Below are 13,929 nucleotides of genomic sequence, written 5' to 3'. Positions count from 1 at the left end.
TCGGTCAAGGGTCGGACGGAGAAGATGCGCGGCATCCATTGATGTGCGTGGCTGAACATAGCCTTCGCCTGATCCTGACCACCCCACGGACTTGATCAGTCTCGCCTGGTGTTGTGCCGGCCTCGGGCCATCGCACGATCAGCCCAGCCCTGGCTCATTTAGCCAGAAGTTTCCAAAGACGTGGCCGAACTCGCCGCCGCCGAAATGGCAGTCACTTCTATAGGGAGATAGCACAGTGTTGGATAAGTCGGAACGGGAGGGTGGCCTATGGAGCTGCGCCATCTTCGCTGCTTCGTAGTTCTTGCTGAGGAGCTACATTTCACGCGGGCGGCTGAGCGCTTGCATATCGAACAACCACCGCTATCACGAGCCATCAAGGAACTTGAGGACGAGTTGGGCGTAGTGCTCTTCGACCGAAACCGACGAGGAACAGTTCTGACGGCGGCGGGTGCGGTCTTCTTGCAAGATGTACGCCGTCTATTCACTGTGCTGGAACAGGCTCGTGAAAATGCCAAGGCTGTGGCATCGGGCTTGCGCGGTAGCCTGCGCATCGCAGTATCAGATGGAGCTATCGATCCACGACTGTCGGCATTTCTGGCTCGTTGTCGCGCCGAGGAGCCGGAGATCGAAATACGCTTGTCAGAAGTGCCTCTGGCAGAGCAAGTGCGCGGTTTGCGCTCGGGCGACTTCATGATCGGGTTCGCGCACACGGCCGATGTCGGCGACGGTATCGCTGCCGAGGCAATCTGGCACGACCCGCTGGTGATTGCTGTGCCAGCTCGGCACTCATTGCTCACCTACAAGGAGGTGCCACTTCAAGAACTCCAAGGCCATCCACTTGTCCTGTGCGACCCGCAGGTATGCGAGGGTTATTGCCGCGAACTCAAGCGGCTGCTCAACACGTTGGAGCACAAGCTGAATGTTGTCGAGGAAGTATCCTCACTGGACATGATGCTCACCTTGGTCGGCGCCGGCTACGGCATCGGCTTCATGACGGCGACCAAGATTCCCATCTCTCAACGGCCGGATGTGGTGATCCGCCCCTTGGCGATGGATTCTGCCGTGATCACGACCTACCTGCTTCGGCCCGACGGCAGCAATTTATCGGCTTCGGTAGAGCGATTTGTCGTTCGCCTACGCGACTCATCGGACGGTTGACGGAGCCTGGCAAGCCAGACACTCAGGGATCGGTGTCGGCACGCAGATTGCGTTCGGTCGCCGTCATCAGGTCAGCCGCGCTTATTCCGAGTGCCGTAGAAATTTTCAGTATGAGCGGAAGCGTGGGCACGTGCTCACCACGCTCGATCTTACCCATGTGAGAACGCGAAATGCTTGCCCGAGATGCGAACTCGTCTTGCGCGACTCCTTGAGCGACGCGCGCAGCGCGCACGGCCTGTCCGAAGGCTAACGCCGACTCGGATTCATACGTCGATGTGCCAGAAGGACGGCCTGGCTGAATTGTTGATTTCTGCATTAGCAGAAGCGTCAAACAATCTGCCACAATTAACCACGTTAAAGATAACGACGTTAAACTTCACTCTTTACTGCGACGCTGGTTTGCCTTTCTGGACAGATCGCTTATTGGGGGCCCTCATGCATGACGCCACCAGCCAGTTTTCCCATTTCAGGCTTGCTATCGCACCTGGAGTGCCATCCTCTTGCCTCATAACGCTTCTTGCCCTTCAGCGCGCAGAGGAGCCTGAAGTCACCATCGCGTTCTTTGAGACCTCGGGCGACGACCTGATGACGGGCCTTGAGGAAGGCCGCTACGACGCCGGAATCTCGCTTCGGAACGCTGGTGCTCCAGCCGTGAAAAGCCAGCCGCTCTGGGTCGAGAACGTGGCCGTTGCAATGCCGCTGGGGTCCCCCTTACTTGCCCAGGCGAAGATCACGCTTGCCGAGCTTCTGGACTATCCGGTGTTTCGCTGGCCGGCGGAGGCATGCCTACTGCTCGATCAGCGACTGTCTTCCCTTCCGTTGAGCCAACAGAGCGTGCAGCATGTGACTTCGTTCGAGATGATGGCGCTTTGGGTCACCGCTGGCTACGGTGTGGGGCTCTCGGCGCAATCGCGCATGGAGCGTGCCCATGCGTGGGGGATCACTATGCGACCGCTTTCAGACGGCCCCTACGAGATCGTGACATACCTGCAGCGGCCCCACGGACGAGCCAATGCTGTTTCTGAGCGGTTCGAGCACAGGGCAATGCTGGTTGCCAGGGATAGGGCGGCTTGCTCGAATATCCCATAGCCCGCTCTCGCCGAGGCTGCGTTCGGGTAATTACCGCGGCACGCACCTGTTAGCGCGCCAGTGATAGCGCTTCCATCTTTGGCAATATGATGAATTAACATGGTCTTTGGAGGCACGAATGGTTGGAAGTGGTTGGGACCGAGTACCAATTGACTCGCAAAGCATCGATGCGCCGCTGTCGCGCGCGGCGGTGTTTCTCACGTTGACGGTCGCCGAGGGCCACGAGGCCCTTCAGGCGGTCGCCGGCATCTTGGACGGGCTGGACGACCTGATCAAAACGGTGGGCTTCCGCGATCTCAACGGCCGGCTGTCGTGCATCACTGCGCTGGGATCGGCGCTATGGGACCGTTTCCAGACCGGGAAGCGCCCGAAGGAACTACGGCCCTTCGTGCCCATCGAGGGTGCCAAGCACACCGCGCCTGCCACGCCCGGCGACCTGTTCTTTCACATCCGTGCCGAACGTGAGGATCTCTGTTTTGAATTCGAGCGCCTGCTGCTGGACCAACTGGGCAGCAGCGTGACGGTGGCCGACGAGGTGGTCGGTTTTCGCTACTTCGACTCCCGCGACCTGCTTGGCTTTGTCGATGGCACGGCCAACCCGACCGGGCACGACATCGGCGCCTCGACGCTGGTCGGCAGTGAAGATCAGGCGTTCGCCGGCGGTAGCTACTTGGTGGTGCAGAAGTATCTGCACCAAATGCAGCCGTGGGCTCGGCTCGCCAAGGACGAGCAAGAGCGGATCATCGGCCGGGAGATCGTCAGCAATGTCGAATTGCCCGACGCGACGAGCGGCCAGAAATCGCACAAGACCCTCGCCACAATCGTGGACGACGACGGCACCGAGCACGACATCCTGCGCGACAACATGCCCTTCGGCCGCCCCGGCCAGGGCGAATATGGCACCTACTTCATCGGCTACTCCAGGCATCTGTGGGTGACGCAGAAGATGCTGGAGCGCATGTTCCTCGGCGATCCGCCAGGCATGCACGACCGCCTGCTCGATTTCTCGACGGCGCACACCGGCGCCGTGTTCTTCGCTCCCGCACCGCGCACGCTGAGCGAACTCGTGGAGGCGGTGCAAGCGTAATGCAGGGGCCACAAGGCCCCTGCAAGGTTTGAGAGCCCTATGCTCCGTCTAGAACTACTGCGCTATCCACCAGCCGACGAACGCTTTGCCGCACATCCTCGGGGATGGGGTAAGGGGCAATGGCCTCGGGCATATCCGCATGGTGCTGGTAGTCGCCCATGATGACCCGGATGATCGCCGGCACGTTGGTCGGCGTGACCGCATCAATGGCCGCGCGGTCCCCCAGGTCAGGGTGCGGCTGGGTCAGCATGCGGTACAGATCCCACGAATCCGCGTGCAGGCACTGGTTCATGAGCACCTGGGCCAGCTTGTGCTTGAGCGGCACCAGTTGCCAATCGGGAACACGCTGCCCCCGATTACCCAAACTGATGGACAGCAACTTGCCCGCTTTCAGTTCGCGGTTGATCTGGTCCTTGGACTTTCCAGCCAGCTTGCCGAACAGCGGGACCGGCAAGCTGCTTGGAGACTCGTAGATGGTCAGCATTTCCTCGCGCTCGCGCTGGATCGCGGACACTTCCGGCTCTGGGGCATGCGTCGGAGGCGGCGGCACCTGAGACAGCCGCTGGAACGTGATCCCGCCGCTGCTCGGGGTTACGACAATAGGCGTGGCCACGACGGGCGGGACGCCGGGAGGAGTGGGCTCGGCCATCGTGAGGGTCGCATCCATCGTTTCCTCCACTTCTGCCATTGCCGGCACCCCGTCGATACGGATGGTCAGGTGCGCGCTCGCGGCTTCCACTTCGCCCTGTTCGAGCAGGTCGAGCCGATCGGCCCAGTCCTGCATCATCCGACGGCGCGGCTCAACGTACTTGGCGTGGTTGTAGGACGAACTCACCTTATTGGGGTCGGAATGGGAAAGCTGCGCGTCCACCCAAATCTTCGGGTAGCCAATCTCGTTGAGCGCCGTCGAGATGGTGCCGCGGATGCCGTGGCCGGTCAGGCGCCCCTCATAGCCCATGAGCTGCACGGCCTTGTTGAGGGTGTTCTCGCTGATGCGCTTCTTGAGTTCGCTGCGGTGTGACAGCAGGTACCTCTGCGCCGGCCGCATCACCCCCAGAAGATAGCGCACGATCTCGATGGCCTGCAGGGATAGCGGCACGATATAGGGGGGCACATCCTGCGGCCGCTTCCCTGCCTTGCGCATTTCATCCTGGAGCTGCTTGACGATCTGCGGCGGGATGATCCACAAGCCCCTGTCGAGGTCGAACTGTTCGGGTTCGGCCAACCGCAGTTCGCCGGTGCGCACCCCGGTCAGGAACAGCAGCCGGACGCCAAGCTGGGTCTGCCAGCCACGGGGGTTGTAGAGCCGGAGCTTCTGGAGGAACTCGGGCATCTCGGGCAGGTGCAAGTAGGGGTTGTGGGCTACCGGGGGCTTGGGTTCGGCTACCACGTCCAGGTCTGCGGCCGGGTTGACCTCCAGCCCCTCGGCGATGACCAGGGCATAACGGAACATCTGGTTGAACCAGGTGCGGACCTTTTCCGCAGTAGTGAACGCCTTGCGCTTCTCGATCGCCGCCAGGACGCCCAGAAGCTGAGGGCGGCGAATGTCATAGATCGACATCTTCCCCAGAGTGGGCAGCACGTCTTTGTTAAAGATGCGCAGGATCTGGGAAAGCGTGCTCTGACGGCCTTCCTTGAGTTCCTTACGGCGATGCTCGACCCAAGCATCGAAGACGGTCTTGAAGGTGTATTCGCCCGCCAGCTTGGCCGCGTGCCGTTTCTGGTCGCGCTCGACCTGGGGATCGATCCCCCTGGCAAGCAGGGCCTGGGCCTTGTCTCGCTCGGTCCGGGCTTCACGCAGGCTGAGGGCAGGATAGCCGCCCAGGCACAGGCGCTTTTGCTTGCCCAGCCAGTAGTAGCGGAATTGCCATGACTTGCCGCCTGCGGCTGAGACCATCAGGCCCAGGCAGTCGTTGTCGGAGAGGGTGTAGCGTTTTCCGGTGGTCTTCGCCTGCCGGACGGTCAGATCAGAGAGCGCCATTTCGAGACTCCTAAGTAATGACTTAGGCCCTATGCTCGTCATGGTTCCCGCTCAGCCCCAGCAACTATCCGGTAGCCGCCCCACCCGTATTCTTGTGCCTTATTTGGTCACTCAAAAACGGTAGCTGTGGGTGGATTTCCGTGGCACTCGCTGGAATGAAAAAAGGAGCCGAAGCTCCTTTTTTCAATGACCTACAGACCCCAGTAGAAGTCTGTGGATCAAAATTTGGAGCGGGAAACGAGTCTCGAACTCGCGACCTCAACCTTGGCAAGGTTGCGCTCTACCAACTGAGCTACTCCCGCATTTTGGTAACACCGGCGTCCGGCACCAAAGAAAAAAATTATAGCAGGAATTTTTGAGGTTGTGCAAGCTGGGCCCCCATTGCACGGGACGGGTGCATAATTCCCCCGTTTCAGATCTGACTTCATTGCTCCATGCCATACCTAGGACTTGGCCTTCATGTGGCCATCGCACTGTTTTTCGCCGTCCATGCGGTGCGTAGCCAGCAAAACACCTATTGGTTGTTCATCCTGTTTTCATTCCCCGGTCTGGGCAGCATCGTGTACTTTTTCGCGATCTATCTGCCGGAAATCCGTCATTCGCGCGGTTTTCGCACGACAGCAAAGGTGGCGTCGCGCTTGATCGATCCCAATCAGGCCATCCGCAAGGCGCGAGAGGACCTGGAGCATGCGCCGACGATCCAGCATCGCATGCGGCTGGCGGAACTGCTGCTCGAGGCAGGGCAGGCTGCCGAGGCATACAAGCAGTATCAGCAGGCCGCCAATGGCCCGTTTTCGGATGATCCCGATCTGCTGAAGGGCTTGGCACGTGCGCAATATGCCATCGGCGACGCTGCGGGCGCCAATCTGTCATTGGAAAAGCTTTTTGTCGCGCAGCCGTCCGCGAAAGAGCAGTCGGGACCCACCTTGCTCTATGCCCGGGCATTGGCGCAAACCGGTTCGGCGCAGGCGCGCCAGGCATTTGAGCAGGCCGTTACCTATGGAACGGATGCTGCGGCTCGTTGCCTGTATGCGGACTGGCTGGTCCAGCAAAATAACGAGGCGGACCGCAAACAGGCGCAAGCGCTGTACAACGATGTTTTGCAAGACGCAAAGCACGGTCCGCGATACGCTCGCCAACATAATCGCGATTGGATAGAGCGCGCCAAAACCGGTTTGGCCGAGCTGACGCAGCGATAGCGGCGGAACTAAGCTCAGCAGACTGTCATGTGTCCCATGGAATAATCAGACAAACGCCCGGCCGCCTCGCTCCAGGAAAATAAGTTTTCTCCCGGAGATTTGGCGCGGCCGTGCTGCGTGGTTTTCTATAGGAACAACATGAGTTCAGGTGATTTTCAGCTGCTTGCGACGGCGCTCGCCAGTGTTTTGATTCTGGTGGCATTGATCGTTTCGCGCATCAAGATGCATCCGTTGCTGGCGCTGCTGGTAGTGTCCATCGGGGTCGGCCTCGTGACCGGTATGCCGATTGATCACCTGGTCAAATCCATCACCAATGGCGCGGGTAAAACCTTGGGCGCGGTAGGCCTGGTGGTCGCTCTGGGCGCCATGCTGGGCAAGGTCCTGGCCGATACGGGCGTGACCGAAAGTATTTCGAATTTCATCCTGAACCGCACGTCGGTGCGGGGCCTGCCTTGGGCGATGGCGCTGGTGGCTTTCATCATTGGCATCCCGATGTTTTTCGAAGTCGGCCTGGTAGTGCTGCTGCCGCTGATTTTCAGTGTGGCGCGCAAGATCGAGGAAACGTCGACGCGACGCGGTTCGGCCTATGTGTACGTCGGCGTGCCTGTCATCGCAGCGTTGGCATCGATGCACGGCATGGTGCCTCCCCATCCTGGCCCGCTGACGGCGATCGCTACGCTCAATACCAGCGTGGGCGCGACGTTGATCTACGGTTTTATCGCCGCTATTCCGGCGATCGTGCTGTCGGGGCCGCTATATGCCGCGTTCATCGCGCCTCGGTTGACGGTGCGTCCGGACGAGTCGTTGATTGCGCAGTTTTCGCCGCAAACCGATACCGCTGCGAATGCCTCGTCTCGCCCGGGTCTGGGCTTGGGGCTGCTGGCCGCGCTATTGCCAGCCCTATTGATGTTGTGCCATGCCTTAGGTGAATTGCTGTTTCCCAAAACATCGGCCATCGCGCAGGTGACGGCGTTCTTGGGTAATCCGGTGATCGCGATGTTGATTGGCTTGTTGTTTGCCACCATTGCTCTGGTCTACGCTCGGCGTGGCGACGCGGAGCATCTGCAGAAATCATTGACTGCGAGCTTGAAGCCTATCGCCGGAGTGTTGTTGATCATCGCCGGCGGCGGGGCTTTCCAGCAAGTGCTGACCGATGCGAAAGTCGGGGATGCGATTGTGCATCTGACGCATCAGTTCGCACTGTCGCCGCTGATTCTGGGCTGGATCATTTCCATGCTGTTGTCCGTGTCCACGGGGTCTGCGACGGTTGGGATTGTCGGGGCGGCAGGGTTGTTGGCGCCACTGGCTGGCGCCGATCCTGCGTTGAATCTGCCGTTGCTGGCCTTGTCGATCGGCTGCGGTTCGTTGTTTTTCAACTATGCCAATCATGCTGGGTTCTGGCTGGTCAAAGAATCCTTTGGCATGACCATGGGCGAGGCGACCAAGACCATTTCGGTGGTGCAGTCGATTGTGGCGGTAGTGGGCCTGATCATGGTGTTGCTATTGAATCTATTGCCGCCGTTGGTGTGACGCGATCCGATGAGAGCCGAACTTCAGGATCGCTTCATCACCAGATAAATCCCCGCTGCGGCGAGCGCCATGCCAGGAATCGCCAGCGCCGGCAGCGTTTCCCGCAAGACCGCGAATGCAATGATCGCGGTCATCGGCGGTACGAGGAAAAACAGCGCGGACACGCGCGATGCCTCACCGCGCCGGATCATGGCCAGCAGCAGCGAGATCGCCAGCAGCGAGTTGCACACGACCAGATAGGCCAGCGATCCAAACAGACCGGCCGTCCACTGCACCTGCATGGGCTCCAGCCAGAATGCCAATGGAGCCGTGACGGCCAGGCCCACGCTGTACTGCACGGTGTTGGCCGTCAGCACATTGGCTTGTGTGCCAAATCGCTTTTCCCATAGCGTGCCACCCGCCAGCGTGAGCAATGCCAACAGCGCGAATCCCAATCCCAGTGTCGATGTCAGCGCGATGGACGATTTAGAGAGGATCACCACAATTGCGCCGGTGACGCCCAGGATCAGACCAATCCATCGGCGCAGCCCCACGCTTTCTTTGGCGACCCACGGGGCGAGCAGTCCGATCAGAATAGGCTGTTGCGAGGTGATCAGCGCAATCGTTCCGGCGGACGTGCCGAGCTTCAGACTGAGATACGTAAACGCAAAATAACCGGCCTGGATCAATAGGCCGGTGCCGATCAGGCTGACCCATTCGTTGGCCGTCAATCGAAAGCTCGGCCGGCGCCAACAACACGCGAGGATGAGCAATCCCACCACGCACACATAACGCAATGCCAGAAACGTCAGCGGGTCGGCATACTGCAATCCCGCCTTCAGGAAAACGAATCCGCTGGACCAGAGCAAGAGAAAAAGCGCGGGCGAGGCGATTACCCAATAGGACGTCGATGGTGTTGCGGTTTTATTTCCGGTCTGTGGCACCGTCTTGTCCCAATGTGAGTGGCTGTGTTCTCCTGCAATGAGATTAACAATCTTGCGGGGGAAAGGCCACTCACGCAGGATTGAATGCGGTAAGCAATGCCTCTTGATCTGCGGCCAATTGCTCCGGCGCGCGAAACGCCGTTCCTTGCAGCGACAGGAACTGCACGCTTTTTAACCCCACGCATCCCAGCGCTGCGGATAGATATGGCGTCAGAAAGTCCGGTTGCTTGGCGTTGTCGCCTGTGAAAATTCCACCGGATGCGATGGCGATATACACAGGGCGGTCCGGCAGCAAACCGATTTTTTCGCCGGTGGCCGATGGTGCAAAACTGCGGCCGATGCGCACGATCTGGTCTATCCAGGCTTTGAGCGCAGACGGCACCGTGAAGTTATTCATCGGCGTGCCGATGACCAGGGCATCCGCGTCTTCGATTTCCAGAATCAACTGTTCCGACAGACGGGTTGCGCCATTGGCTATGCCTATCGCCAATGCTTCGCGCGAGGCCAGTGCGGTCGCGTAATCGGGCTCGGCGTGCGGGATCGGATCGTGTCCGAGATCGCGGCGGGTGACGCGTGCATCGGAATGAGCAGCGAGCAACCGCGCCACAATCGCTGCGGACAGTCGGCGGCTGTGTGATGCGGCTCTCGGGCTGCAATCGATATGCAGAATGTTCATTGGCGCATTCCGATGGCCAGCCGATTGAATGCGCTCATCAAGGCAATCGCAAAGCATAGATCCGAGATTTCGGCATCGCTGAAGTGCGCCTTGAGCGGTTCGAAATCTGCATCGGGCGCGTGCGTCTGATCCACATGCGTGAGCGATTCCGTCCATGTCAATGCAGCGCGTTCACGCTCCGTGAACCGTTCGCTCACGCGCCATCCCGCAACGCTGTCGAGCTTGGCCGTATCGATGCCGTCGCCGCGCAGCGATTTGCTATGCATCTCCAGGCAGAATGCGCAGCCGTTGATCTGCGACATGCGCAGCCAGACCAATTCGATCAGTGATTTGCCCAGGCTGCTTTTTTCCAGGGCTTTTTTGGTGGCCATGAATCCTTGATAGGCTTCGGGGGAAAGCGTCCAATAAGGCAGGCGTAGTGTGCTCATTCATTGCTCCGATGGGTGAGAGTCAAAAAAAGGCCGTGATGACCAGAATTTACAGCTGCTGGCAGAAATGCAGCGCTTTGGCCAACAAGCCTTGGCGGAAATAAAAGCGTTGTCCCAGCGCATTCGCGAGGCCGGTATCCAGCACAAAATGCGCGCAGCCCTGTTGCCGCGCCTCGTCGCGCAGGCTATCGATCAGCGTCGCGCCCACGCGATGCCGGCGCGCGTTCTCCGTGGTGATCAGATCATCGACATAAAGAAAGCGTCCGTATATCAAGTTTTCCTGTAGACGATAGCCTGCCAGCCCTTGAATCTGCTCGCCACGCCAGGCCGCCAGCAGGCGGTAACCCTGCCCGGCTTGCCGGCGTATCTGGGCGGCAAAGGCATGGGCGTCGGTCAGATGCGGGCGTAACTCCCGCATGACTTCAAAACCGGCTTGATAATCGTGATCGCTCTCGAGATGACGCAAATGAATGTCGGACATGGGATTTCCTTGTGGTGCAGGCTCTAATTTAGGAAAATCTTGGCCTATGAGATAGGTGCAAGATTTGAATAAATTAATAGGACATGATTCATGGACATGCATGATCTGCGCCTGAGCCGGACGGACGGCTTGCCGATTTATTTGCAGCTATATCGGCGATACCGGGAGGCGATCGAGTCAGGCAAGCTGCTGCCTGGCGATCGGGTCCCGTCGGTACGCAGCCTGGCCAGCGAGTTGAACCTGGCGCGTGGAACCATCGAAACGGCGTATCAAATGCTGGTCGCCGAGGGTTATTTCGTGGCGCGAGGCGCAGCCGGTACGGTGGTGTCGCCGCGATTGGGGACACTATCGGAGCCTGTTCACATCAAGGTGTCCAGCTCTGGCATGCAGGCGTCGGCACGTCCCCCGGAGATGCTAGGGGACGATGTGCCCTTCAGGCTGGGGTTGCCTGCATTGGATGCCTTTCCACGTAAAACCTGGGCGCGCCTCGCAGGGCGCAGTCTGCGCACGCTGGAAACGGCGGCGATGATTACACCGGATCCGGCTGGATACGAGCCTCTGCGGCGCGCCATTGCGACTTACTTGGGTATTTCCCGCGGTATCGCTTGCTCGCACGAGCAGGTGTTTGTGACCGTCGGCTATCGTGGCGCGTTGGAACTGGTGTATCGCGCCCTGCTGCAAGCCGGAGATCTCGGGTGGCACGAGGAGCCGGGTTATCTCTTTGCACGGCAGTGTCTACAGCAGCTCGGTTTGCGTTTGATGCCCGTCACAGTCGATGGCGAGGGGCTGAACGTAGAGACCGGAAAACGGCGCGCGGATCAGGCGCGTTTTGTGGTGGTGACACCGACTCATCAGAGCCCCATGGGGATGGCGTTGTCGCTACCCCGTCGGCTGCAACTGCTGGAATGGGCCAGTCAGCGCCGAGCATGGATCATCGAAGACGACTACGACAGTGAGTTTCGCTATCACGGCCGTCCATTGCCGGCATTGAAAAGCCTGGATCGCGAGGGCAGGGTGCTCTATACCGGGACCTTTAGCAAAGTGCTGTTTCCCGGGTTGCGATTGGCCTATCTGGTCGTGCCGGTTGCGCAAGTGCAGAGGTTCCGGGACATCGTGGAGCACATGCCGGGCGCAGGCTCCATCCTGCCGCAGGCTATGGTCGCCGATTTCATCGAGCAGGGGCATTTTGCGCGGCATCTGCGCAGGATGCGCTCGCTTTATGCCGAAAGACGCGCCTATGTGGTCGATGCGCTGCAACGTACGCTGGGCGATCGGCTATATGTCGAGCCGCAGGCCGGAGGCATTCAAGTGATGGCGCATTTACAGGGGGCGTTTGACGACAAGCACATCGCAGCGCAGGCGCAGGCCAATGGACTGGCTGCCCAGGCATTGAGTCAATGGTGCATGCGTAAATCGCCGCTATCGGGATTGATCATGGGGTTTGCCAATTTCGCTACGCCCGAGGCAGCCCAGGCCGCAGTTCGACAATTGGCGGAACTGGTGGTCGAGCGATAGGGTTCACACGGCATCTCCGATTTCACGGCGAATCAGCTCTGCGATGGTGCGTTGGCGAGCGGCAGGCATTCGATCGAGAATGCACGAGACGCTGAGTGCCAATCGCGGGTACCCGGAACGATCGCGCAACGCGACGCCGACGCCGAGCACGCCCGATACGGCTGCATTACCGACAGTTGCCCATCCTCTATCGCGTGTAGCCTCGACCAACAATCTCATGTGCGCCACGGTCATGTTTCCGTACGAGCGCAACGCCTCACGGTTCTGCTGGATGACGGCTTCCGCCTCGTCTGGGGGTAAAGCCGCCAGCAACGCCAGCCCTGCCGCGCCGACCCCCAAAGGCTGACGGTGGCCGATGGTCACCGCCAACACCTGCACGGGGTAGCTGCCGATTTCCCGATGCAGGCACAACGAGTCGGAACCCACACGGCAGATCAGAAAAGACGAGTCGCCCGTGTGATCGCTGATGCGCCGCATGGCAGGGGCGAGCCGTGCTACGGACAGTGTCTGCTCGTCGCCCAATTGCGGCCAGAGCGATGCTGCGCGGTACAGGCCCGTTTGCGGATCGCGAACGGCATAGCCTTCTTCGACGAGGACGGAGATGTAGCGGTACACGCTGGTGCGCTGCATGGACAGCGCCCGGGCAATGCCGTTGATGTCCAGCCCCTCCGGGGCGCGCCGCAGTGCCGCCAGAATATGCAGCCCTCGTCTCAGGGTGCTGGCGCCATGGCTACTGTTTTGCGAGTCTTTGTTCATTATTCAAACACTGCATCTTTGCGAGATATCCCGGTGAGCAGATCATAGATCGCACAGGACAAACACATATTGTCCAAATAATAAACAACCCATTGGAGACTGCAATGCATTCTGTTATGAGACGTTTTGCCGGGTGCCTGGCACTCGCCCTCGCGGGCATCGGCTTTGCGACTGCCGCTCAAGCGGCGGACAACTATCCCTCGCGTCCTATCACGCTGGTCGTCGGCTACGCGGCCGGCGGCGCCACCGACATCGTGGCGCGCCTGATGGCGAAGTCTTTGTCGGATTCGCTGGGCCAAGCGGTGGTTGTCGAGAATCGTCCCGGGGCGAACAGCAACATTGGCGCCGAGGTGGTATCCCGTGCCAAGCCCGACGGCTACACCCTGTACGTCGGTTCGATCGCGAACACGATCAACCGGACGCTGTACGAAAAGCTGAACTACGATTTCAAGAAAGACTTCGCACCTGTGGCATTGCTGGCCACTATTCCGAACATCCTGGTGGTGCATCCGAGCTTGCCCATCAAGTCGGTGCAGGAATACATCGATTACGCCAAAAGCCATCCCGGCAAGTTGACCTGCGCTTCGTCGGGCAGCGGTTCGTCTATCCATCTGTCGTGCGAGCTCTTCAAAATGGCGACCGGCACGGATATTTTGCACGTGCCTTATCGAGGCAGCGGACCGGCGGTAGCCGATCTGTTGGGCGGGCAGGTGAATTCGATGTTCGACAACCTGCCGTCCTCGTTACCGCAAGTCCAGGCCGGCAAGCTGCGCGTCCTGGGGGTGACGTCGCTTGAGCGCGTGCCCTTTGTGCCCGACGTGCCGACCTTGGCGGAATCCGGGTTGTCTGGATTCTCTGTGCAGTCGTGGTTTGCGGTGGTGGCGCCTGCAGGCACACCTGCCGCCGTCGTCGAGAAACTGAATGCCGCGATCAACAAAGGCCTGTCGAGTAACGAGATGCGCAGTGCTTATGAACACGGCGGATTCGTGTTGCCTGCGCCACCCAATACGCCGGAGACCTTGCAGGCATTCATCGATAGCGAGATCGCGAAATGGGGCAAGGTTGTGACCTCGGCCGGCCTCAAAGTGCAATAACCAACTCAGGAG

General features: G+C 59.8%; 14 protein-coding genes and 1 tRNA gene. 7 read left to right on the top strand and 8 right to left on the bottom strand.

Going from position 1 to position 13,929, the window contains the following annotated elements; translation table 11 throughout:
* Positions 1–267 precede the first annotated feature (267 nt).
* Positions 268–1,158, top strand: a complete 891-nt coding sequence (locus ACNA0J_RS09685) for a LysR family transcriptional regulator (RefSeq protein ID WP_019726376.1) — start codon at positions 268–270, stop codon at positions 1,156–1,158.
* 22 nt (positions 1,159–1,180) lie between these two features.
* On the opposite strand, the gene ACNA0J_RS09680 is transcribed toward ACNA0J_RS09685, so the two are convergent.
* Positions 1,181–1,474, bottom strand: a complete 294-nt coding sequence (locus tag ACNA0J_RS09680) for a helix-turn-helix domain-containing protein (RefSeq protein ID WP_009459591.1) — start codon at positions 1,472–1,474, stop codon at positions 1,181–1,183.
* Here ACNA0J_RS09680 and ACNA0J_RS09675 point away from each other — a divergent pair.
* Together ACNA0J_RS09675 and ACNA0J_RS09670 are read left to right on the top strand one after the other, a co-directional pair.
* On the top strand, positions 1,432–2,247 hold the full coding sequence (locus tag ACNA0J_RS09675) for a substrate-binding domain-containing protein (RefSeq protein ID WP_023095485.1): 816 nt from the start codon (positions 1,432–1,434) through the stop codon (positions 2,245–2,247). The genes ACNA0J_RS09680 and ACNA0J_RS09675 overlap by 43 nt on opposite strands.
* Before the next feature lie 118 nt (positions 2,248–2,365).
* Positions 2,366–3,334 carry a Dyp-type peroxidase gene (locus ACNA0J_RS09670; protein ID WP_009459580.1) on the top strand — a complete coding sequence of 323 codons (969 nt, stop codon included), beginning with the start codon at positions 2,366–2,368 and terminating at the stop codon, positions 3,332–3,334.
* 37 nt (positions 3,335–3,371) lie between these two features.
* Here ACNA0J_RS09670 and ACNA0J_RS09665 read toward each other — a convergent pair whose 3' ends face one another.
* Both ACNA0J_RS09665 and ACNA0J_RS09660 read right to left on the bottom strand, forming a co-directional pair.
* Positions 3,372–5,315: a tyrosine-type recombinase/integrase gene (locus tag ACNA0J_RS09665; RefSeq protein ID WP_009459572.1), complete on the bottom strand. Its 1,944-nt coding sequence runs from the start codon at positions 5,313–5,315 to the stop codon at positions 3,372–3,374.
* A gap of 226 nt (positions 5,316–5,541) precedes the next feature.
* Positions 5,542–5,617: transfer RNA gene (locus ACNA0J_RS09660), tRNA-Gly, on the bottom strand.
* 132 nt (positions 5,618–5,749) lie between these two features.
* Here ACNA0J_RS09660 and ACNA0J_RS09655 point away from each other — a divergent pair.
* Positions 5,750–6,514 carry a hypothetical protein gene (locus ACNA0J_RS09655; RefSeq protein ID WP_415818704.1) on the top strand — a complete coding sequence of 255 codons (765 nt, stop codon included), beginning with the start codon at positions 5,750–5,752 and terminating at the stop codon, positions 6,512–6,514.
* A 138-nt stretch (positions 6,515–6,652) separates the two neighbouring features.
* A complete protein-coding gene (locus tag ACNA0J_RS09650; RefSeq protein ID WP_415818702.1) occupies positions 6,653–8,044 on the top strand; it encodes a GntP family permease in 1,392 nt (463 codons plus the stop codon).
* A gap of 23 nt (positions 8,045–8,067) precedes the next feature.
* On the opposite strand, the gene ACNA0J_RS09645 is transcribed toward ACNA0J_RS09650, so the two are convergent.
* From ACNA0J_RS09645 to ACNA0J_RS09630, 4 genes are all read right to left on the bottom strand, one after another.
* The gene (locus ACNA0J_RS09645; RefSeq protein ID WP_415818700.1) at positions 8,068–8,967 is read right to left on the bottom strand and encodes a DMT family transporter; all 900 of its coding nucleotides are present in this window, start codon (positions 8,965–8,967) and stop codon (positions 8,068–8,070) included.
* Positions 8,968–9,037: 70 nt separating this feature from the next.
* Positions 9,038–9,643 (bottom strand): FMN-dependent NADH-azoreductase, encoded by a 606-nt coding sequence (locus tag ACNA0J_RS09640; RefSeq protein WP_415818698.1) that lies wholly within the window; start codon positions 9,641–9,643, stop codon positions 9,038–9,040.
* On the bottom strand, positions 9,640–10,071 hold the full coding sequence (locus tag ACNA0J_RS09635) for a carboxymuconolactone decarboxylase family protein (RefSeq protein WP_415818696.1): 432 nt from the start codon (positions 10,069–10,071) through the stop codon (positions 9,640–9,642). Before ACNA0J_RS09635 ends, ACNA0J_RS09640 begins: the two co-directional genes overlap by 4 nt.
* A 49-nt stretch (positions 10,072–10,120) precedes the next feature.
* Entirely contained in the window at positions 10,121–10,552 is a 432-nt protein-coding gene (locus ACNA0J_RS09630) for a GNAT family N-acetyltransferase (RefSeq protein ID WP_415818694.1), read from the bottom strand.
* Between the two features lie 90 nt (positions 10,553–10,642).
* Here ACNA0J_RS09630 and pdxR point away from each other — a divergent pair, with 90 nt between their 5' ends.
* Positions 10,643–12,067 (top strand): MocR-like pyridoxine biosynthesis transcription factor PdxR, encoded by a 1,425-nt coding sequence (pdxR, locus tag ACNA0J_RS09625; protein WP_415818692.1) that lies wholly within the window; start codon positions 10,643–10,645, stop codon positions 12,065–12,067.
* 3 nt (positions 12,068–12,070) lie between these two features.
* Here pdxR and ACNA0J_RS09620 read toward each other — a convergent pair whose 3' ends face one another.
* The gene (locus ACNA0J_RS09620) at positions 12,071–12,823 is read right to left on the bottom strand and encodes an IclR family transcriptional regulator (RefSeq protein ID WP_415818690.1); all 753 of its coding nucleotides are present in this window, start codon (positions 12,821–12,823) and stop codon (positions 12,071–12,073) included.
* A gap of 104 nt (positions 12,824–12,927) precedes the next feature.
* On the opposite strand from ACNA0J_RS09620, the gene ACNA0J_RS09615 reads away from it, so the two are divergent.
* Positions 12,928–13,917, top strand: a complete 990-nt coding sequence (locus tag ACNA0J_RS09615) for a Bug family tripartite tricarboxylate transporter substrate binding protein (protein WP_415818688.1) — start codon at positions 12,928–12,930, stop codon at positions 13,915–13,917.
* Positions 13,918–13,929 lie beyond the last annotated feature (12 nt).

Origin of the sequence: Bordetella tumbae, assembly GCF_965139195.1 — a bacterium.
GTDB classification, from domain to species: domain Bacteria; phylum Pseudomonadota; class Gammaproteobacteria; order Burkholderiales; family Burkholderiaceae_B; genus Bordetella_A; species Bordetella_A tumbae.
Note: the sequence above shows the minus strand (reverse complement) of the source record. Positions and strands in the feature narration are given on the sequence as shown.

Excerpts from the sequence above, each read along its gene's own strand:
- ACNA0J_RS09650 (WP_415818702.1), top strand. The coding sequence starts at position 6,653 with ATGAGTTCAGGTGATTTTCAGCTGCTTGCGACGGCGCTCGCCAGTGTT.
- ACNA0J_RS09630 (WP_415818694.1), bottom strand. The coding sequence starts at position 10,552 with ATGTCCGACATTCATTTGCGTCATCTCGAGAGCGATCACGATTATCAA.
- ACNA0J_RS09680 (WP_009459591.1), bottom strand. The coding sequence starts at position 1,474 with ATGCAGAAATCAACAATTCAGCCAGGCCGTCCTTCTGGCACATCGACG.
- ACNA0J_RS09615 (WP_415818688.1), top strand. The coding sequence starts at position 12,928 with ATGCATTCTGTTATGAGACGTTTTGCCGGGTGCCTGGCACTCGCCCTC.
- ACNA0J_RS09675 (WP_023095485.1), top strand. The coding sequence starts at position 1,432 with ATGTGCCAGAAGGACGGCCTGGCTGAATTGTTGATTTCTGCATTAGCA.
- ACNA0J_RS09655 (WP_415818704.1), top strand. The coding sequence starts at position 5,750 with ATGCCATACCTAGGACTTGGCCTTCATGTGGCCATCGCACTGTTTTTC.
- ACNA0J_RS09665 (WP_009459572.1), bottom strand. The coding sequence starts at position 5,315 with ATGGCGCTCTCTGATCTGACCGTCCGGCAGGCGAAGACCACCGGAAAA.
- pdxR (WP_415818692.1), top strand. The coding sequence starts at position 10,643 with ATGGACATGCATGATCTGCGCCTGAGCCGGACGGACGGCTTGCCGATT.
- ACNA0J_RS09640 (WP_415818698.1), bottom strand. The coding sequence starts at position 9,643 with ATGAACATTCTGCATATCGATTGCAGCCCGAGAGCCGCATCACACAGC.
- ACNA0J_RS09635 (WP_415818696.1), bottom strand. The coding sequence starts at position 10,071 with ATGAGCACACTACGCCTGCCTTATTGGACGCTTTCCCCCGAAGCCTAT.
- ACNA0J_RS09670 (WP_009459580.1), top strand. The coding sequence starts at position 2,366 with ATGGTTGGAAGTGGTTGGGACCGAGTACCAATTGACTCGCAAAGCATC.
- ACNA0J_RS09620 (WP_415818690.1), bottom strand. The coding sequence starts at position 12,823 with ATGAACAAAGACTCGCAAAACAGTAGCCATGGCGCCAGCACCCTGAGA.
- ACNA0J_RS09685 (WP_019726376.1), top strand. The coding sequence starts at position 268 with ATGGAGCTGCGCCATCTTCGCTGCTTCGTAGTTCTTGCTGAGGAGCTA.